Source organism: Pseudoduganella sp. RAF53_2 (assembly GCF_052113985.1).
Taxonomy (GTDB): domain Bacteria; phylum Pseudomonadota; class Gammaproteobacteria; order Burkholderiales; family Burkholderiaceae_D; genus Rugamonas.
Genome location: NZ_JBFRDW010000052.1, coordinates 1 through 19,914, shown reverse-complemented (window position 1 = coordinate 19,914; position 19,914 = coordinate 1). Strand labels below are relative to the sequence as shown.

General features: G+C 63.7%; 15 protein-coding genes. 10 read left to right on the top strand and 5 right to left on the bottom strand.

The genetic code is table 11. The annotated features are described in order from the left end of the window. Nucleotides 1–1,695: ABC transporter ATP-binding protein (locus AB4Z11_RS05365; RefSeq protein WP_442023193.1), on the top strand; the 1,695-nt coding region annotated here is incomplete at its 5' end. On the opposite strand, the gene AB4Z11_RS05360 is transcribed toward AB4Z11_RS05365, so the two are convergent. Next, a complete protein-coding gene (locus tag AB4Z11_RS05360; protein WP_442023192.1) occupies nt 1,692–3,224 on the bottom strand; it encodes a hypothetical protein in 1,533 nt (510 codons plus the stop codon). The two genes, AB4Z11_RS05365 and AB4Z11_RS05360, sit on opposite strands and share 4 nt — an antisense overlap. Before the next feature lie 31 nt (nt 3,225–3,255). Next, nucleotides 3,256–4,086 (bottom strand): ABC transporter ATP-binding protein, encoded by an 831-nt coding sequence (locus tag AB4Z11_RS05355; RefSeq protein ID WP_442023190.1) that lies wholly within the window; start codon nt 4,084–4,086, stop codon nt 3,256–3,258. Between the two features lie 153 nt (nt 4,087–4,239). On the opposite strand from AB4Z11_RS05355, the gene AB4Z11_RS05350 reads away from it, so the two are divergent. Further along, complete coding sequence (locus tag AB4Z11_RS05350; RefSeq protein ID WP_442023188.1) at nt 4,240–6,270, top strand: tetratricopeptide repeat-containing diguanylate cyclase; 2,031 nt, start codon at nt 4,240–4,242, stop codon at nt 6,268–6,270. 66 nt (nt 6,271–6,336) lie between these two features. Here AB4Z11_RS05350 and AB4Z11_RS05345 read toward each other — a convergent pair whose 3' ends face one another. After that, a complete protein-coding gene (locus AB4Z11_RS05345) occupies nt 6,337–7,062 on the bottom strand; it encodes an SDR family NAD(P)-dependent oxidoreductase (RefSeq protein ID WP_442023186.1) in 726 nt (241 codons plus the stop codon). 155 nt (nt 7,063–7,217) lie between these two features. Here AB4Z11_RS05345 and AB4Z11_RS05340 point away from each other — a divergent pair, with 155 nt between their 5' ends. Then, nucleotides 7,218–7,862, top strand: a complete 645-nt coding sequence (locus AB4Z11_RS05340) for a glutathione S-transferase N-terminal domain-containing protein (RefSeq protein WP_442023184.1) — start codon at nt 7,218–7,220, stop codon at nt 7,860–7,862. Here AB4Z11_RS05340 and AB4Z11_RS05335 read toward each other — a convergent pair whose 3' ends face one another. Beyond that, nucleotides 7,863–8,189 (bottom strand): apolipophorin, encoded by a 327-nt coding sequence (locus AB4Z11_RS05335; protein WP_442023182.1) that lies wholly within the window; start codon nt 8,187–8,189, stop codon nt 7,863–7,865. It abuts the gene before it with no gap. A 70-nt stretch (nt 8,190–8,259) separates the two neighbouring features. Between AB4Z11_RS05335 and AB4Z11_RS05330 the strand changes: the two genes are divergently transcribed. From AB4Z11_RS05330 to AB4Z11_RS05320, 3 genes are all read left to right on the top strand, one after another. Further along, on the top strand, nt 8,260–9,270 hold the full coding sequence (locus tag AB4Z11_RS05330) for a dienelactone hydrolase family protein (RefSeq protein WP_442023180.1): 1,011 nt from the start codon (nt 8,260–8,262) through the stop codon (nt 9,268–9,270). Then, a complete protein-coding gene (locus tag AB4Z11_RS05325; protein WP_442023178.1) occupies nt 9,267–11,492 on the top strand; it encodes a molybdopterin-dependent oxidoreductase in 2,226 nt (741 codons plus the stop codon). Before AB4Z11_RS05330 ends, AB4Z11_RS05325 begins: the two co-directional genes overlap by 4 nt. A gap of 345 nt (nt 11,493–11,837) precedes the next feature. After that, nucleotides 11,838–12,299: a GNAT family N-acetyltransferase gene (locus tag AB4Z11_RS05320; protein ID WP_442023177.1), complete on the top strand. Its 462-nt coding sequence runs from the start codon at nt 11,838–11,840 to the stop codon at nt 12,297–12,299. Here the strand turns inward: AB4Z11_RS05320 and AB4Z11_RS05315 are convergent. Then, nucleotides 12,277–12,555, bottom strand: a complete 279-nt coding sequence (locus AB4Z11_RS05315) for a hypothetical protein (protein ID WP_442023176.1) — start codon at nt 12,553–12,555, stop codon at nt 12,277–12,279. The genes AB4Z11_RS05320 and AB4Z11_RS05315 overlap by 23 nt on opposite strands. Before the next feature lie 120 nt (nt 12,556–12,675). Here AB4Z11_RS05315 and AB4Z11_RS05310 point away from each other — a divergent pair, with 120 nt between their 5' ends. The 4 genes from AB4Z11_RS05310 to AB4Z11_RS05295 form a co-directional block, all read left to right on the top strand. Continuing rightward, entirely contained in the window at nt 12,676–14,880 is a 2,205-nt protein-coding gene (locus AB4Z11_RS05310) for a TonB-dependent receptor (RefSeq protein ID WP_442023174.1), read from the top strand. A gap of 18 nt (nt 14,881–14,898) precedes the next feature. Next, entirely contained in the window at nt 14,899–15,732 is an 834-nt protein-coding gene (locus AB4Z11_RS05305) for a carotenoid biosynthesis protein (RefSeq protein WP_442023173.1), read from the top strand. Further along, nucleotides 15,729–17,114: an oxygenase MpaB family protein gene (locus AB4Z11_RS05300; RefSeq protein ID WP_442023172.1), complete on the top strand. Its 1,386-nt coding sequence runs from the start codon at nt 15,729–15,731 to the stop codon at nt 17,112–17,114. The genes AB4Z11_RS05305 and AB4Z11_RS05300 overlap by 4 nt, the downstream gene beginning before the upstream one ends. Beyond that, nucleotides 17,114–19,914, top strand: a 2,801-nt coding sequence (locus tag AB4Z11_RS05295) for a response regulator (RefSeq protein ID WP_442023170.1), incomplete at its 3' end; no start/stop codon positions are given. The genes AB4Z11_RS05300 and AB4Z11_RS05295, both read left to right, overlap by 1 nt.

Here is a 19,914-nt window from a genome sequence, read left to right as displayed (position 1 = left end):
CACCTGTACTGGGCCGTGCTGTGGCTCGCGCTGGCGGCAGGCATGGAAGTCATCGGCCCACTGCTGGGCAAGCGCCTGATCGACGAACATCTGCTGCCGCACCATCTGGACTGGACGCGCATGGCACTGCTGCTGGGCGGCGTGCTGATTACCGGCTGGATCGCCACCATCGTGCGCTACCTTCAGCTGGTGCGCTTGTCCGGCGTGGCGATGCGCTCAGTGCAGCGCCTGCGCGAGCGCGTCTACGGCCACGTGCTGCGTCTGCCCATGGCCTTCTTCGACCGTGCCATCACGGGCCAGCTGGTTTCGCGCGTCACCAACGACACCGAGGCGGTCAAAGGCCTGTACATCCAGGTGCTGTTCGTGATTCTCGATTCGTCCATCGTGTTGATCGGCACGGTGGCAGCGATGGCCTGGCTGGACTGGCGCCTGATGTCGATCGTGGTCGCGCTGCTGCCCTTCGTGCTGGTCATCGTGTGGGCTTACCAGCGCCTGTCGGCACCTGCCGTCACGCGTGCGCGCCAGCTGCGCAGCGATATCAATGCGCAGATCGCCGAATCGATCGGCGGCATGAGCGTACTACAGGCGAATAATGCGGAGCGGCGCTTCGGGGATCGCTTCGCGAAAACAAACGACGAGCACTACACCCAGCGTCTGGCCGAAATCCGCGCCAACGCCTGGCTGCTGCGTCCCGCGCTGGACATGCTGAACATCATCCTGCTGGCATCCGTGATCTTCATGTTCGGCCAGCGCGAGATGAGCGCGGCCGAAGTGGGCGTGCTGTATGCCTTCATCAATTACATCGCCCGCGTGATCGAACCATTGATCCAGATCACCATGCAGTTCAGCCAGTTGCAGCAATCGGTGGTGGCCACGTCGCGCGTATCCATTCTGCTGGACGAGGCCAGCGCGGCCGAGCATAGCGGTGCCGAGCGCCGTCCGCGCAGTGCCGCCAACGATGCCGCGCAGGCGGTGCAGATCCGCGATCTCGATTTCGCCTATGTGGACAAGCAGACCGTTCTCCACAAGCTGTCTCTGGATATCCCGCAGGGCGCCTTCTTCGGCATTGTGGGCCACACGGGCAGCGGCAAGTCCACCCTGCTCTCGCTGCTGCTGCGCTACTACCCTGCGCCGCACGGCAGCATCCTGATGAACGGCGTGCCGCTGGATGAAATCGACAACGAGGAGTTCCGCGCCGATGTGGGCCTGGTGCCGCAAGACCCCTTCCTGCTGGCGGCATCCGCACGCGAGAACATCGACATGGGCCGCGGCCTCACGCAGCAGCAGATCGAGACTGCCGCCCGCGCGGCGCACGCCCACGACTTCATCATGGCGATGGAGGAAGGCTACGATACCGTGCTTGGCGAAGGTGGTTCGCGCCTGTCCACAGGCCAGAAGCAGCTGATCGCCATTGCCCGCGCGCTGGCGGGCCAGCCGCGCATTCTGCTGCTGGACGAAGCCACTTCCCATATCGATTCGCAGACCGAGCAAATCGTGCAGGAAGCGCTGAATGAATTGCGCGGGCGCGTCACCATCATCGCCATTGCGCACCGACTGTCCACCATCCGCGAGGCGGACCGCATCGTGGTGCTGAACCACGGCCGCATCGCCGAAATCGGCCCGCACGATGCGCTGATGCAGATCGAAGGAGGCCTGTACCAGCGCCTCTATCTGCTGCAGCAGCTGGCTGCTTAAACAGTGCGGCGGCTCCACGCATAAGCCGCCGCCAGCAGCACCACGCCAGCCTTGGCAAGATTGGCGATGGACTCCACTGTGGCCACGCCATTGAAGCCGATAAAGTCGAGCGCCGGAATATTGGTGGCATTGGCCGCGACAAACAAGGCAAACAGGAACAGCGCCAGGAACAGCCGTCCCGTGCGCGCCATGCTGCCCATGGCCACAGCGGCAACGGACAGCGCCAGCACGCCGACCAGCACCGCCAGCGCGCGCACCGGCTCAGCATCCACCCAGCGCAGTGCGACCGGCAGGGCAAACGGCAGCGCCAGCAGCACGCAAGTGCTCCATTGGCGCAGATAACGGCGGCTGATACCCCCCGGCGTTGCAAGGCTTAGTGCTTCCATGCCTGCTTCCGCATCGCGCGGCGCAATGCCGCTCACCAGGATGCCCCAGCAGGCCACGCCGGCCACCATCACGCCCGGCAGCGCGGAGTGCGCTACAAACGGCGCAGCGGCGCCTATGCCCACCAGCGCAACCAGCGCGGACGGCGCGCTGCGCAGCGCCAGTACCAGTTCGCCCAGCACATCGCCAGCAAGGCCGGGCGCGCGCAGCGATAACAGCGCTACCGGATGCAGCAAACGCGCGACGGGCTTCAGCCAGCCATCCACCATCGCCAACGGCGAACGCCGCTTGCTGCCCGCCGACACGCGCACGCGCTCCGGTGCATAACGGTGGAAGACCAGAGCCGCCGGAATCAGCGGCAGCATCGCAGTGAGCATGGAGCCGACACGGATGATCCAGGCCTGCATGGTCCAGATGCCGGGCGGCAGCACCAGCGGCGCCAGGCTCGCATCGAAGCCACTGTTGCCAATTGAGAGATCGGCAGTATTCATCAGGTCGCGCATTGACACCATCAGAACGGAAATGCCGGTAAAGTCGAACAGCATCGGCAGCTTCATTGCATTGCCCCGATCGAGCTGGCTGGCGACCGCAATCAGGCCAATCCAGCCGAAGAAGTACAGCACGTCGCCTGCCCTGCCCATCAGCCAGCCGATGCTGTCGAACAGCACGGCGCAGCTGGCGCCGAACAGGATAGCCGGCATCAGCATCAGGAAGTAGGACTCCAGATAGACCGACAGCATCAGCGGCCCCTCGCCGCGCACGAGATGCAGCACGATCGAACTGCCCAGCACCGCCAGCAACAGCAGGAGCAAGTACGCAACGCCACCGGCCCAGCGCGAAAACAGCAGGCGCGCATTGCCGATGGCGCTGGCGCCAATCACGCCCGCCATGCCGGTGCGCAGATCTTGCGTCGTGCGTCCACGCACCAGGTAGAAGGACGCCATGCTGAGAGTCAGGCTCCCCAGCACACCGGTGCCAAAGGCCAGCGTCTCGCTGGTGTACAGCATGCGCTGATGGCCAACAACGATCAGGGCCTGGCCGCTGTTCGGGTCGGCAATCATGCTCCAGCAAACCACCGCCACGGCCAGCAGCACCATCAGCGTGGACAGGCGCCGCAGACGCAYGCGCACTTCATTGGCGATCATGCGGCCTCCTGTAGCGCGTAGCGGCGTGCCATCAACGCTTCTTCCAGACTCGGCTCGACGGATGCGGCGCCGGCGCAAGGCATGCTCGATGCGCTGCGCGCAGCAGCACGCGCCCACCCTGGCGCTGCGCTTGCAGCACGTGCACCTGTCCGCGCAGGGTTTCGTATTCCGCTTCCTCCACGCTGGCCGACCAGACCTGGCCACGCGCATCATTCAGAATCGCGTCCGGCGTTTCGAAGGCCACCACGCGGCCCTGGCGCATGATGGCAAGCTGGCCTGCGATACTTTCAACGTCGGACACGATATGCGTCGACAGGATCACCAGCTTGCGGAAGCCCAGCTCCGACAGCAGATTGCGGAAGCGGATGCGCTCTTCCGGGTCCAGTCCCGCCGTTGGTTCATCCACAATCAGAATGTCCGGATCGTTCAGCAGCGCCTGCGCGATGCCCAGTCGGCGCCGCATGCCGCCCGAGAAGCTGGCTGCGGTGCGCCGCGCATGCTCATGCAGATTGACCAGCTCCAGCAGATGCCGGATGCGCGCCGGATCGCGCACGCCTTTCAGCGCTGCGAAGTATTCCATCAACTCCAGCGCGCTCAGATTCGGATAGACGCCGAAGTCCTGCGGCAGATAGCCAAGGCGGCGGCGCATTGCATCCGGCTGGCGCACGATGTCGGCGCCATTGAAGCGGATCGTGCCCGCGCTGGGTTTCGCCAGCGTGGCGATCATTTGCATCAATGTGGTCTTGCCCGCGCCGTTGTGGCCGATCAGGCCGACCACGCCCGGCTGAAGGGTCAGCGATACGTTGTCCACCGCCTTCACGCCCTTGCCGAAAATCTTGCTCACGCCTGCCAGTTCCAGCATCTCATCCCCTCTTCGTTATTAGATGTCGAAAATATATAATTGTCTAGACACGTTGCCCTCATCAGGGGGCAGTGATGACAAGGAAAACCCAACTTGCCAGGCATTCATGTCACGACCTTAACGCGCCGCATACGCTTGCTGACAGGGGTGTGCATGCTCGCCCCGGTACTTGCGTTTGCGCAGTCGCCGCTGGATAAGGAAATCTCAGAGATCCGCGAAAAGGTGCGTTTCGTCCCCGAACAGGCCCTGGCGCAATTGCAGCAGATGGAGCCTGCCGCCCGTGCTGCGCCGCCGCTGACGCGCGGCGAATTCCTGTCCCAGTTGGCACTGGCCTGGCGCAGCGTCGGCCGTCACAAGACCGCCCTCTCGCTGACCGATGAGCTGGACGCCTACGCCAAGTCCCAGAACAATCCCATCCTGCAGGCCAAAGCCCTGCTGACCCGCGCTTATGTGCTGTCCGCCATGGGCGAGCAGCAAACCTCTCATCAGCTGGCTTTTGACGCAGAGAAAATCGCGGCCAACACCAGCGACCTGCCGCTGCGGGTACAGTCCACGATTACTTCCGGTCAGTCTTATGCGGAGCAGGGCAACTATCCTGTCGCGCTGACCGAGCTGCAAAACGCGGTGGATCTGGCACATCAGGTGAAGGACGACCTGGTGCCGCTGGCCAGCGCGCTCAATGCCCTCACCCTGCTCTACACCCAGATGAAGGAGTACGACAAGGGCTGGGAGGTACTGAATGAAACGATCGCGGTGTCGGAGCGCCTGCAGTCGCCCGGCCGCCTCGCCATGGCCAAGAGCACGGAGTACGGACTGGCCATTGATTCCAACCAGAACAAGCGCGCCATGGCCGCGCTGCTGACCGGGCTGGAACTGGTCCGCAAGATTGGCGCGAAGAGCATGATCGCTTCGACGCTGGTGAATCTGTCCGACATCTCGCTGAAGGAGCACGACTTTGCGCGTGCCCTGCGCTACGGGAATGAATCGATTGCAGCGGCGCGCGAGATCAATAATATTTCGGTCGAGGCGACGGCGTACGTGAATATCGGCCAGGCCTATATGGGACTGGGCCGCCTCGCCGAAGGCCGCAAGAACTTCGAGCTCGGCCTGGCTTATTACGAAAAGGCGGGCGATAAACCGGAGCTGCAATCACTGCTGGCTGAATACGGCGATGCGCTGGAGCGTGCCGGCGATTACGCTGGCGCCATTGCGGCCTACCACCGCGAGCGCAAACTCTCCAACGAGATTTTCGAGAGCCAGCGCAAGAAGGCCATGTGGGAGCTGCAGGAAAAGTACGACACCGAAAAGAAGRAGCGCCAGATCGAAATGCTCAGCCACGAGAACCAGGCCAAGAGCGCGGAGATCGCCAACCGCCGCTTACAGCAGCGCGTGTGGTGGCTACTGGCTGTGGTATTCGCGCTGGCGTCCGTGATCGTCGGTCTCCTGTACCGCAAGGTGCGCCACGCCAATGCTCAGCTGCAGGTGAAGAATCTGGAACTGAAGCAGCAGAGTGCTCTCGATCCGCTGACGGCGCTGTATAACCGCCGCCACTTCCAGGAGTACATGCGCTCGCAAAATCATCTCGAACGCCGCCACCCAAGCGGTGAAGATATCGTCGGCGCCCTGTTCCTGCTGGACGTGGACCACTTCAAGCACGTGAATGATACCTACGGCCACGCCGCGGGTGACGCCGTGCTGAAAATGATCGCCGATAACCTGCGCGTGGCGCTGCGCGAAACGGACATGATCGTGCGCTGGGGCGGCGAAGAATTCCTCGCCTTCCTGCCGGCGATTCCGCGCGCGGGCGTGGATGAAATTGCTCGCCGCATCCTGACCAGCATCTCGTCGCAGCCGATTGAATTCCAGGGCCACACGATCCACGTGAACGTGTCGGTCGGCTTCGCGCCCTTCCCTCTGGCGCCGGACAACACGCCGCTGCCATGGGAGCGCGCGGTGAACCTGGTCGACATGGCGCTGTATCTCGCCAAGGCCCACGGCCGCAACCGCGCCTACGGCGTGCACGGCTTCTCCAAATTCGAGCAGACCTCGATGGAAGACATCGAACAGGACCTCGAACGCGCCTGGCGCGCCGGTTTCGTCGACCTCAGCGTGGTCCTCGGCAACTCCCCAGACGGCACACCGCCAAACAACGTCGTGCCGCTGAAGAGCAAGTCCGGCAACTGAAACCCATAACGCAAAGCAGGTGCCTGCCACGGCGTGGCAGGCACCCGGTTCACGCTTCAGGTTTTATTACCACTTGCCGTTGTGGGCGCCGCCGTCCACGTTCAGGATTTCGCCAGTGACGTTCTTCGCTTCGGTCAGGTAGACCACAGCGTCCGCGATTTCCTGCGGGCTGGAGATGGTGCCCAGCGGTGCCAGCGATTTCATGAAGTCGCGCGGGGTGTTGGCGTGCAGCGGAGTGTCCACAGCGCCCGGCGCCACCACGTTCACGCGGATGCCTGCCTGCGCATATTCAGCCGCCAGGTTCAGGCTCGCTGCATCGATACCACCCTTGGTGAACATTGGCACGGCGCAGGTCAGGGACGCGTTCGGCGTGCGGGTCAGGATGCTGCTGATCGACACGATGCTGCCGCCGCGCTTCTGGGCCAGCATCTGCTTGATGGTCAGCTGGGTGATGTACAGATAGCCTTCCAGATTGGTGTGCACCAGGGCGTTGAAGTCTTCCGCGGTGTAGTCGATGAAAGGCTTGGCGATGAAGATGCCGGCGTTGTTGACCAGGCCATCGATGCCACCGAATTTGCTCAGGGCCACGTCCACCACTTTGGCGGCGGTCGCTGCGTCGCCGATGTCGCCATCGACCAGCGCCAGGCGCTCGGACGGCTTCAGGTTGGCGGACTTGCTCACACTGCGCGAGGTGGCGACCACGTTGTAGCCGCGGTCCAGGAAGGCTTCAACAACAGCTGCGCCGATACCTTGCGATGCGCCGGTGACGATGATGGTTTTTTGCTGGGTCATGGTGAACTCCATAAAGTTGATTGGTGGAGTGCACTTTACGTTTGGCCGCGCTCCAGATAAACACAGCGGCGCGCGATTGAGTTATTACTCGATGTAAGTAATGCAGGGAGAATTTCGAACTATTCTTACGTTCAAATCATCTCTGAGGCATCATCATGCTGGAACTTCACTACTGGCCGACTTCAAACGGCAACAAGATCCCGCTCTTCCTGGAAGAAGCGGGCCTGCAATATCGCGTGGTCCCGGTGCGCCTGTCGGCCGGCGATCAACTCCGGCCGGAGTTTCAGCGCATCTCGCCCAACAACCGCATACCAGCCATCGTCGATCTCAATCCTGCCGACGGCGGCGAAGCATTCAGCCTGTTCGAGTCCGGCGCGATCCTGCTCTATCTGGCCGAGAAGACGGGGCACTTCCTACCGGGCGATCCGCGTGCGCGCAGCGTGGCAATGCAATGGCTGTTCTGGCAGGTGGGCGGACTGGGTCCGATGGCGGGACAGAGCTATCACTTCCTGCACGCGGCGCCGGAGCAGATTCCCTACGCCATCGAGCGCTATCGCAAGGAAGCTGCCCGCCTGTACGGGGTGCTGGAACGTCACCTGAGTGATGGACGCGAATATATCGCCGGTGAATACAGCATCGCGGACATGGCCAGCTATCCATGGATCGCAGGTCACAAGAAACACGGCATGTTGCTGGACGATTACCCGGCCGTCGCGCGCTGGGTCGAACGCATCGCAGCGCGTCCCGCCACGCAAAGGGCGTACGCGCTGGCCGACAAGGTAATCAGCGGGGCGCTCTGATTATTTGCCCGTGTCTTCCTTGCGCTTCTCGCGGGCGTTCTCCTGAATTTCCTCGCCCGCGCGTTCGACCTTCCGGCCCACCACTTCGGTAGCGCGATTGAGCTTCTGGCTGGCCTCGCCGGCCGCCTTATTCAGCTTGTCGCCGGTTTCCTGCGCCGCCTGGGTCAGCTGGTCGCCGGCCCGATCGAGCTTCACGGACGCCTTGGCGGTGGYCTCGTCGATCTGGCGGCCGGCCTGTTCGGCAGGGCCAATGCGTTTGTCGTCGGGCTTGTTGCAGGCGCTCAGTGCGAGCACCGCCATTAGCATTGCAAGTGTCGTCGTTTTCATGGTCGCCTCCTTTACGTAAAGCTTAGCAAAATTTCCATTCGACACGCGCACGCATGCTAAGCTGGCCGGCATGAAGAAATTGCCAACACTTCTTGCCCTGGCTGCCCTTGTGCTGGCCGATGCCCGGGCGCAGACGGTGTACACAGATTTGTCCAGCCAACCCACGGGACTGGTGCACTTCAACAGCGTAACACCTCGCAACCGTTTCGASCTGGCGCACGGGACTTACGAGGCGCAGCCAACGATCATCCAGGGTACGCTGGTGCTGCCGAACCACGGCAAGCCGCCCTACCCGGCCATGGTGCTGTCRCACGGCTCCGGCGGCATCGAACCGAAAGACTGGGGACGCTGGGTGCTGCTGTTCAGCGATATGGGCATCGCCAGCTTTGTGGTCGATTCCTTTACTACGCGCCATATCACTTCGACCGTGGACGACCAGTCGCAGCTCGATCAGGCGGCCAATGATGCGGATGCGCTGTCGGCCCTGAAACTGCTGGCCACCGATCCGCGCATCGACGGCCGGCGCATTGGCGTGATCGGCTTTTCGCGTGGCGGCGTGGTGGCGCTGGACACAGCCAATAACTACTTCCGCCAGGGGATCATCAAGGACAGCCTGCAGTTCGCAGCGCACGTGGCTTTCTATCCCGGCTGCGGCCTGCGCTACTGGACCAAGCCTCAGCCGATGACGGGTGCACCCATCATGATGGCATTGGCTGGCGCCGACAATTACACCTTGCCGCAGCCCTGCGTGGCCTATGCCAAAGTGCTGCGCCAGGCAGGCCAGGACGTCACGCTGCATGTCTACGCCAACGCCAGCCACGATTTCGACAGCTTCGTACAACGCCCGGTCTATCATCCGAAAGCGCAATCGGCGCGGGCTTGCCCGGACCGTGAAATCGATCTGGCGACGTGGGAGTACCGTATTCTGAAAACCGGCCAACGCTTTCAGGATCTGGATGAATTCACCACGGCCATCGGTCATTGCATCACCACCGGCGCCACCACGGGCGGCAACGCGGCGCAGGCGGTCCGCGCTGAAGCCGATGTGCGCGAATTTCTGACACGAGTTCTGCAACCATGACTATCTCCCATCGCATTTGCCCTTTGTGCGAAGCCGCTTGCGGCCTCACGATCGAACACGCCGACGGCGCGGTCCTGCGCATACGCGGCGATGACAACGATGTGTTCAGCAAAGGCTTCCTCTGCCCGAAGGCTGTGGCACTGAAAGATTTGCATGAAGATCCGGACCGTTTGCGCACGCCACTCATCAAGCGCGACGGCCAGTTCGTGGAAGCGAGCTGGGAAGAGGCTTACGCGGAGATTGAGCGGCGCCTGCTGCCCATCATTGCACGCGATGGCCCGCATGCCGTGGCAACCCTGCTGGGCAATCCCGTCGCACACAAAATGAGTTTGATGCTGTATTTCCCACGGCTGGCCAAGGCGCTGGGGACACGCAATATGTATTCGGCGTCCAGTGTGGATCAGGTACCGAAGATGCTGTCGTCAGGGCTGATGTTCGGCACCTGGCTGTCGGTCCCCGTGCCGGACATCGAGCGTTCGCAATTCCTGCTGATTATCGGCGCCAATCCGATGGTGTCGAACGGCAGCCTGTGGACAGTGCCGGATTTTCGCGGCAAGGCCAAGGCGCTGCGCGCACGCGGCGGCCGCATTGTGGTGGTCGATCCGCGCCGCACTGAAACGGCGGAGATAGCGGATCAGCACCTCTTCATCCGTCCCGGTGCGGACGTATTCTTCCTGCTTGGCCTGGTGCATACGCTGTTCGATGAGCAGCTGGTGCAGCCTGGCAGTTTGTCCGATCACGTCGCCGGTGTGGAAGAAGTGCAGGCAGCGGTATCCGGTTATTCAGCCGAGACAGTGGCTGCTCGTTGCGGCATCGCAGCGGACGAAATCCGCGCACTGGCCCGCGAGATTGCCGCCACGCGTCACGCCGCCGTGTATGGCCGCATTGGCACGTGCACGCAGCAGTATGGCACGCTGGCATCCTGGCTGATCGATGTGATCAATGTGTTGACAGGCCACCTGGATGAGGAAGGCGGCATGCTGTTCCCGAAAGCTGCAGCCTTTGCCGCCAACACGCGCGGCAAGCCGGGCATCGGCAAGGGCGTGGTAACGGGGCGCTATCAGGCCCGTGTGTCCGGGGCGCCTGAAGTGGCGGGCGAATTGCCGGTGACCTGTCTGGCCGAGGAAATCGATACGCCGGGGCCGGAGCAGGTGAAAGCGCTGATTGCCATCGCAGGGAATCCCGCGCTGTCCGCGCCGAACGGAGCGCGGCTGGCGGCGGCGCTGGATCAGCTGGAATTCATGCTCAGCATGGACATCTACCTGAACGAAACGTCGCGCCATGCGGACGTGATCCTGTCGGGCGTGTCCCCGCTGGAGGATGCACATTACGACGTGAGCTTCACCCAGTTCTCGCATCACAACCACGCGCGCTACAGCCCGCCCATGCTGGTCCGCAGCCACGGCCAACCGGACGAGTGGCAGTCGTTGCTGCACCTGATCGCCATCCTCAAAGGCCGAGGCGCCGGCGCCGATATCGAGGCGCTGGACGATGAATTGCTACAGGAAGACCTGGAACGCAGCGTTGGTCCGCTGGCACCGGCCGTGATGGCGGCGCTGGCGCCGCAGCGCGGCGTCGAGCGCCTGCTGGATCTGGGCTTGCGCAGCGGGCCATACGGCGACCAGTTCGGCCGCGCGCCCGGTGGGCTCACACTGGCGGCGGTGCGCGCAGCGCCGTCCGGTATCGACCTCGGGCCGATGRCGCCCCGCGTGCCTGAGGTCTTGCGCACGCCGAGCGGCAAGATCGAGCTGGCGCCTTCCATGCTGATCGACGATCTGGCCCGCGTTGCAGCCGATCTCGCCGCGCCGGCGCCATCGCTGGTACTGGTGGGACGCCGCCAGCTGCGGTCCAACAATAGCTGGATGCACAACCTGCCCGTGCTGGCCAAGGGAGCTTACCGATGCACGGCGCTGGTGCATCCGTCGGACGCGGCGCGCTATGGCGTATGCCATGGCGGGGCCGCCGAGCTGTCGCGCGATGGCAAGCGCATCACCGTGCAGGTGGAAGTCAGCGATGAAATGATGCCGGGCGTAGTCAGCCTGCCGCACGGCTGGGGACACGGCCAGCCCGGCACGCGCCTCTCCATCGCCGCCGAGCGCCCCGGCGCCAACATCAACGCGCTGCTGGACGAGCAGCTGCGCGATCCCCTGTCCGGCAACGCTGTCCTCTCCGGCATCCCCATCACCCTCCGCCCTGTGCCCCCGCCACCCATCCCAGCCTGACTCCGCCCCCACTGATTCCGCCCGTCCCGCAGCCGCCCGCCAGCCGCGCGGGCCAGCCGTCGCCACTTGCCAAGGTGGCGATTGCCATGCTGCATCCGACTCCCTCGGCCGCGCGGCGCGACCGCGATTGGCCGCGTGCCGCGCCAGCCAGCTACGTCCACGCGACACAACCGCTTTTGGGGGCGCTCCGCCTGATCGCCGCGACCGCGCAGTGCTCCGCCTGATCGCTACGGCCTCGCGGCGCGGGGACGAAGCAGCGCGTGCATCGGAGCCGTGGCGTGATCTTGCTGGCATCTGGCGCGCTGGGCTCTGCTCCGGCGGCGCGGGGGCGGTGAGAATGGCTGCATGACGACTATCCGCCCCGCCCTGCCCGCCGACGTGCCCCTGCTGATTGCCATGATGCGCGAGCTGGCGCGCTTTGAAGGCTATCTCGATCACTTCCGCGTTACCGATGACGAACTTGCGATCCGCGCCTTCGGCCCACGTCCCCAATGCCATATTCTGGTGGCAGGCGGCAAAACGATCAGCGCGTATGCCGTCTGGCTTATCACGCCCTTCACCTACGACCTGCGCCCCACGGTCACGCTGAAAGAGCTGTACGTCGCGCCGCAGCAGCGCGGCAAAGGCACTGCGCGTGCTCTGCTCGACCGCCTGCGCGAAGAAGCACAGCACATCGGAGCGGGCCGTATCCAATGGCTCGTGCTGCCGTCAAACGACGCTGCCAAACGCCTCTACAAAGGTTTCGGCGGCGATATCGACCGCTATTGGGAACACTGGCAAGCGCCTATGCCCGCCGCCGGCCTGTGAACAAGGCCGCGGCGAGCGAGGCGATGCCGAACACCAGCAGTGTCCCCGTCAGCGCGACATTCAGGAATTTGGTGATATGCCAGGCGCCGAGGGCCGCCGTGGCGAGAAAGGCCAGTCCGAAAAACAGCAGCCAGCCGGCCGTATCGGCCGTGCCGGACGCCACCTCGCGCCTGCGCAGGCGGCGCGACCAGGCTTTGCCGACATAGAAAAACATCAGCAACAGAACCGAAAGTAACACGAGCGTCTGAATCAGCATCGCCACCTCCTGCGGCCAGCTTAGCATCCATGCGGCTTCGACGCCGACTGAGGACTGTTTCCGCGAAATAATACCTGCTAGACTTTTGCCTTTGTAGCAAATAACGAGGAAGTACCCCCTATGGCGAGCAAGCTGGCAGTTCTGATTTCGAGCATCATGTCGGGCGCAGCCCTCGCGCAGGAAGCTTATATTCCTGAAGTTGTTGTCACTGCGCAACGTACCGCCGCACCGCAATCGAAGACCCCGATCGCCATGAGCGTGATTTCCGGCGAGCAACTTACCAATGGTGGCCTGGACAGCCCGTCCAATATTGCCGCGCGCCTGCCCAACACTTATCTGGAAAACGCCAACGACGGCCTGAAGATCACCATCCGTGGCGTGTCCAATGCCGACACCACCGAAAAGGGCGATCCTTCGGCCGCCTTCATGATGGACGGCGTTTACATCGCGCGTCCGCAAATCCAGAATCTGGCTTTCTACGACCTGCAGCGCGTGGAAGTGTTGCGCGGCCCGCAAGGCACTCTGTATGGCCGCAACGCCACCGCAGGCGTGATCAATGTGATCTCGAATGCGCCAGGCCGCCAGATGGAAGCGACCGTCGGCCTCGAACTGGGCAACTACGCCAGCCGCAAGGCCAGCGCCATGTTCAACCTGCCGGTGAACGATATGCTGGCCCTGCGCCTCGCCGCCGCCTACAACAAGCATGACGCCTACCTGATTAACGGCTCCGGCGACGGCCGCTCGCTGGGCAACGACCGCGACGACCTGTCCGTGCGCCTGTCGGCCAAGCTGGAACTGAACAAGGCTGCGTCCCTGCTGCTGCGCTATGACCACAGCAAAGTGGACGACAATCCGGACAACATCGTACCGGACACAAACTTCTACCACGGCGTGATCACCGGCCAGCCTGTCTGGTATGGCTCCGGCACTGACACCCAGCTGACCAATGCCTTCGTGCCCCCGAATGTGCGTCCCGATCAGGCCTTCAGCCACAAGAAGACCAACGGCATCAGCGCTGAAGCAAACAGGGACTTCGGCCCCGCCACACTGACCTATGTGGGGTCGCATCGCAGCTTCGATCACGAATTCCTCACCAATTATTACTACCGCGCGATTCCGACTTTCCCGATCGGCGTGCGCCAGAGCTTTGACGCGGACTACGCCCAGAACTCGCACGAGCTGCGCATCGCCACCAATGGCAGCGGCCCATTGAGCGCGCAGGCAGGCCTGTACTACTTCCGTGAATGGTCGGATCAGCTGTACACCTTCCGTGACCTCCAGCTGCTTGGCCTCACGCCTTACTACGTCTTCCCGCACGGCCCGACCATCGCCCGCAGCAAGGCCGCCTTTGGCCAGGCCACCTATCGTGTGATGGACGGCCTGCGCCTGACCGCAGGTGCGCGCTACACCGAAGATCACAAGTCCCGCGTCGGCTCCACCAACTTCCAGCAAGGCCCGGTATTCAATCCGTCCACAGACCTGAGGTTCCTCAACGCGGCCACGCTGGACACGCACAAGACAACCTGGCGCCTCGGTGCGGAATACGACTTCAACCCGGCCACGCTGCTGTATGCCTCCGTCGCTACCGGCTACAAGGCGGGCGGTTTCAATGATGGCTGCCAGGCCGGCACCAGCGCGCTGGGCATTCCCTGCCCGGCACCAGTGGCCGTTGCCGCGTCCACCCTGTACTACCAGCCGGAGGAGCTCAAGTCCTGGGAAGCGGGCGTGAAGTCGCGCTTCTGGAACAAGCGCGCCAGCCTGAATGCCTCGGTCTTCTACTACGACTACACCAACCTTCAGGTGTCCGGCGTAGACGTGATCATGGGTGCACCGCAGTTCGTGACCAAGAACGCCGCCGTGRCAGCCGTGCGCGGCATCGAGGCCGATGGCGTGATTCAGCCGACGAAAGCGGACCGCATCAGCTATGGCCTCACCCTGCTCGATGCCCACTACCGCTCCTACACGCCGGACGGCATCCATTCGCTGGCCGGCACCAGGCTTGACCGCGCACCGGCACATACCTTCACGCTCGGCTACGAGCACGCCTTCCAGCTGCCGGTGGGCGAGCTGACCGCCGGCGCCGTGGCGCGCCGCAGCGCTGCCTATGAGATTGGCGTGCCGACCAAACTGCTGCATTACCACATTCCATCGCGTACCCAGAGCGACCTGCAACTGGGCTACCGTCYGGACAACGCCAACTGGTCCCTGCATGCCTACGTGAAGAACGTGGAAGACAAGGTCCAGCCCATTGCCATCGACAGTTTCGGCATGATTGTGCCGAGTGACCCTCGCACTTTCGGCCTGCGTTTCGACTATCGCCTCTAAACCAAAGGAGCTTCGCGCATGACCCAGCTGAACCGCGTCACCTATATCTTGCTGCTTGCCTTCCTCGCCGTGACCGCGGCGCGYGGCGCGTCCGACACGACGCTGCTGCTGATCGCCAGTTCGATCCTGATGTTCGCGTGCTGCTGGACCAGCGCGACCCACCTGCTCGGCGCACGTCCGGCCGCCAACTTCGTCGTCATCGCCACTTCCGTCGGCTGGTTCGCTGAAGAGATGGGCGCCAACTTCGGCTGGTTTTTCGGCGACTACCACTACACCAATGTGCTCGGTCCAACGCTGGGCACCACGCCCATCGTCATCCCGCTGATGTGGTTCGCGCTGTGCTACACCGCTTATGTACTGTCCAACCTGATCGTATGGCAGACGCCTTCCGATGGCGTCTCCCCGCTGGGTAAAGGCCTGGTGCTGTCGCTGCTGGCTGCCCTGCTGGTGACGGCGTATGATCTCGGCGCCGATCCTTACATGGTGTTCAAGCTGAAGGCCTGGATCRTGGTGAAGACTGATGGCTGGTGGTTCGGTGAAACCCTGCAGGGCTTCTTCGGCTGGGCGACCGTGTCCTTCACCATCGTCTTCCTGTTCCGCCTGACGCTGCGCCGCTGGGCGCCAACCCCAAAGGCCCAATTCAGCAAGTTCGATATGGGCGTGCCACTGACCGTGTACGCCGGCAGCATGGTGTTCCAGATGTGCGCCGGCACCCCGGTGGAAACCCGCACCATCGCTTTCTTCGCCATGGGTATTCCGCTGCTGTGCGCCGTTTGCGGCCTGCAGCGCTGGCAGCATGAAGTGGTCGCTGCACCTTCCGATGAACCGGTGCCGGCACGGAGGGCTGCATGAGCCGCGGCGACACGCCTCAAAGCGACGCCCGCCGCACGGCGGACCCGCTGGCGGACGATACGATCTCGCGCATCCTCGGCGCTTGGGAAAACCATCCCGATCCGGACCTGAACCACACCCAGTGGGACGCCATCGCCATCGTGAACCGCGAAATCGCGCGCTGGGAATACAACGGCCAGCTCGATGGCTGGCAGGCTTCGCCCGGCGTGCCGCCGCATATCGCTGAAGCGCTGGAAGACTATGTGCGCATCGGGCGCATCCTGCCTTCCTGGGCCGACGCGGCGAAAATCGCCCGCGCCGAGGACATGTTCATCGACGGCAGCATGCTGTCCTGCACTCTGCTGTTCTGCGCCAGCCTGCCGGAGTGTTATGTGATTCCCGACCTGGCGTCCGTGCTGCATGCGGCGGGCCAGCTGGAGCAGCACACCGAATACCGCATCCGCTCCACGGCCGCCATGATTTTCCCCGTGATGATGCGCGGCGGCCTGACGGCGCCGGAAGGCGGCGGCGTAGCGCAAACGCTGAAAGTACGCCTGATTCACGCCACCATCCGGCACCTGATTCTGCGCGGTAACCCAGGCGACGCCGTGGCCAGCAATGCACCGGCCGAGATTCCGCCGCTGCCGATGGCGGGTCCCGCCGCCAGCTTCCACCAGTCGCTGTTCACCCAGGGCTGGAATGTGCAGCGCGCCGGCCTGCCCTGCAATCAGGAAGAACTGGCCTACACCCTGCTGACCTTCCACTATGTCTTCCTGCGCGGCCTGCGCACGCTGGGCCTGCGCGAAACCCGCCAGAACGAAGAGGCTTATCTGCACGCCTGGAATGTGCTTGGCCACGTGCTGGGCATCGAGCGCCGCCTGATGACCGATACCATGGACCAGGCCAAGCTGATGTTCGACAGCATCCAGCTACGTTCGCGCGGCGAGCATTGCGATCCCGATGCGCGGCCGGACCTGGGCTGGGCGCTGATGCAGACCATGCAGGGCTACATCCCCTTCCGCGTGCTGAAGCCTTTCCCCGTGCTGCTGACGCGCTATCTGTGCGGCAGCCCGTGTCAGGACGATCTGGCGCTGACCAAACGCGTGTCCATCTTTTCGCGCGCAGCATTTGTCCTGATCATGGGCACCATCCGCTGCATCGATTCCTTTGTGCGCCTGTTCCTGCCGCAGTTCTCGCTGTCGCGCATGCTCACGCGGGCGGCGGGTTACCAGCTCACCGTGAAGATATTGATGGACCAGACACGCCCACTCAAGCTGCCATCGGCCCTGCTCAATGAGGTGAACACGGTCACCCAGGCGTGGCATAACGATCCGAAAGCGCCGGGCTGGGTCAATTGGGTCGAGCGCTACATGACCGGCCGCAAACAAAGAAAGGCTGCTTGATGAAGCGTTTGTGCTGCCTCCTTCTGCTGCTCATCGCGCTGGGCCCACGCCTGGCGCTGGCGGCGGACAAGCTGCTGCTGGACGACCAGGCCGGCAATGTGGAAGCCTGGCCAGCCGTCACCATCCTGAATGATCCGGCCGGCACGCTGGCGCCGGAGGCGGTGCTGTCTTCGCATGAATTCAGCGTGCCGACATCGGCCTACGCCACCCTGGGCGTGCACAAGGAAGTCGTCTGGCTGCGCGTACCGGTCAGCGTATCCCCCAATAGCGACGGGCAGTGGGTGCTGAACATGGACTTCGCGGTGCTGAACCGCGTCGATGTCTGGGTTGAAAATCAGGGCCAGCTGGCAAAGCGCGCCGTGCTGGGCAATCTGCAGCCGCGCTCCGCCGGTATCACGGGCGGCCGCGCACCGGCCCTGTTGCTGCAACTGAAGCCGGGACAGGATTACACCCTGCTGCTGCGCATTCAGAACCGCGGTGCGATGCTGCTGCCGATGCATCTGTCGCGTCCCGGCGCCTTCCATGATGCGGCCTTGAACGAGCAGATGCTGCAAGGGATGCTGACGGGCCTCAGCCTGTGCCTGCTGCTTTACAGCCTGGCGCAATGGGCCAATCTGCGCGAACCGCTGTTCGGCAAGTACGCGCTGCTGGTCGGCGGCACCACCATGTTCTCGGTCGAGTTCTTCGGCCTCGGCACGCAATACATCTGGAAGGACAATGCCTGGTTCTCRCTGCACGCGGGCGGCCTGTTTGCGCTGATGGCGTCCTGCGGCGCTTATCTCTTCGTGGAGCAGGCGCTGGCCCGCCCCGGCATGGACCGCATGTTCAGCCGCCTGATGAAGCTGGGCGCTTCGCTGACCGTGATCAGCGCCGTGGCGTATGCGCTGGACCTGATCGGCGTCGATGTGCTGGTGGCCATCGTCAGCACGCTGGGTGTGATGCCCATGCTGCTTGGCCTGCCGGGCGCCTTCATGCGCGCACGGCGCGGCGACCGCGTGGGGATCTTCTTCCTCGTGGGCTGGGCCGTCAGCTTTGTGTCGTCCGTGATTCTGAGCCAGGTTATCAGCGGCAAAGTCGCGGCTAACTTCTGGTCCATGCACGCTCTCCAATTCGGCAATGCCTTCGACATGCTGGTGTTCATGCGCATTCTCGGACTGCGTACCCAGGCCATGCGCACCGCCATGCTGCGCGCTGAGGAAGCAACGCGCATGAAGTCGGACTTCCTGGCCAATATGAGCCACGAGATCCGCACGCCGATGAATGCCATTATCGGCATGAGCCGCCTGGCGCTGATGTCCGGGCCGGATACCAAGCTCGCCAATTATCTGCACAAGATTCTCGGTGCGGGCGAGCACCTGCTTGGCATCATCAACGACATTCTCGACTTCTCCAAGATCGAGGCGGGCAAGCTCGCGCTGGAGAAGGTACCTTTCGACCTGAACGAAATGCTGGAGCACTTGTCCAGCCTGACCGCTTCGAAGACGGACGCCAAACGCGTGGAGCTGGTGTTCCGCGTCGATCGCGGCGTACCGGTGCGGCTGGTGGGCGATCCGCTGCGCCTGGGCCAGATCCTGATCAACCTGACCGGCAATGCGGTGAAGTTCACCGAGCGCGGCGAGATCGTGGTGGCGGTGGAAGTCGTGTCGCGCGAGGCGGATACGGTGTCGCTGCGCTTCTCCGTCAGCGATACCGGCATCGGCATGGACGAAGAGCAGCTGGCGCGCTTGTTCCAGTCCTTCAGCCAGGCCGACGGTTCGATCACCCGCAAATACGGCGGCACTGGCCTGGGCCTGTCCATTTCGCGCCAGCTGGTGGAGCTGATGGGCGGGGCGATCCGCGTGACCAGTACGCCGGGCGTGGGCAGCCGCTTCAGCTTCACTGTCAAACTGGGCATCGGCAATGCAGATGCGCCGGGCGTGGCGTCGCCGGTGGCGGCCCTGCATTCGCTGCGCGTTCTGGTGGTGGATGATGTGGAGACGGCGCGCGATGCGCTGACCGAGATGCTCAGTTCTTTCGGCATCACGGCCGATACGGCCAGTTCTGGTGAGCAGTGCTTGTCCATGCTGGCACGCGCAGTCGAAACGGGCACGCCTTATCAGGTGGTGCTGATGGATTATCTGATGCCGGGGCTGGATGGGGTGGAGACGATTCGCCGCATTCGCACCGAAATGCGCTACCCTGCGCCGCCGGCGATTCTGATGGTCACGGCCTGCACGCGCGAACGCGTGCTGCAGCAGGAAGGCGAGCTGACGCTGGACGGCTTCCTCACCAAGCCGGTCGGCCCGGCCCTGCTGTATCACAGCCTGCTGCAGGTGCTGAGTCCTGACAGCGATCCGGCCGTGGCGCCGGCCGCCGCGCCCGCGCCTGCGTTGGCGCGCGACCTGTCCGGCGTGGCTGGCGCGCGCATCCTGCTGGTGGACGACAATCCGAATAACCGCGAAGTGGCGCAGGACTTCCTGGCCGCGGGCCAGGTCGAAGTCGATATCGCCCACCACGGTGGCGAGGCGCTGCGCATGGTGCAGGAACGCGATTACGATCTGGTGCTGATGGATATCCAGATGGCGGAAATGGACGGTCTCACCGCCACCCGCCATATCCGCGCCATCGAGCGCCTGCGCGGACTGCCGATCATTGCGATGACGGCGCACGCCATGGCCGGCGATCGGGACAAGAGCCTGGAAGCGGGCATGAACGATCACATCACCAAGCCGATCGACCCGGACCTGCTGTTCCGCACCTTACGCAAATGGATTCCGGCCGGCCGCCTGGCCTCCCGCGCGCCGACCTCGCTCGCCACGGC

Bases quoted from the DNA above. Each gene is read 5' to 3' on its own strand.
- AB4Z11_RS05315 (WP_442023176.1), bottom strand. From the start codon at position 12,555: ATGCTGATTCAGACGCTCGTGTTACTTTCGGTTCTGTTGCTGATGTTT.
- AB4Z11_RS05300 (WP_442023172.1), top strand. From the start codon at position 15,729: ATGAGCCGCGGCGACACGCCTCAAAGCGACGCCCGCCGCACGGCGGAC.
- AB4Z11_RS05345 (WP_442023186.1), bottom strand. From the start codon at position 7,062: ATGACCCAGCAAAAAACCATCATCGTCACCGGCGCATCGCAAGGTATC.
- AB4Z11_RS05320 (WP_442023177.1), top strand. From the start codon at position 11,838: ATGACGACTATCCGCCCCGCCCTGCCCGCCGACGTGCCCCTGCTGATT.
- AB4Z11_RS05355 (WP_442023190.1), bottom strand. From the start codon at position 4,086: ATGCTGGAACTGGCAGGCGTGAGCAAGATTTTCGGCAAGGGCGTGAAG.
- AB4Z11_RS05340 (WP_442023184.1), top strand. From the start codon at position 7,218: ATGCTGGAACTTCACTACTGGCCGACTTCAAACGGCAACAAGATCCCG.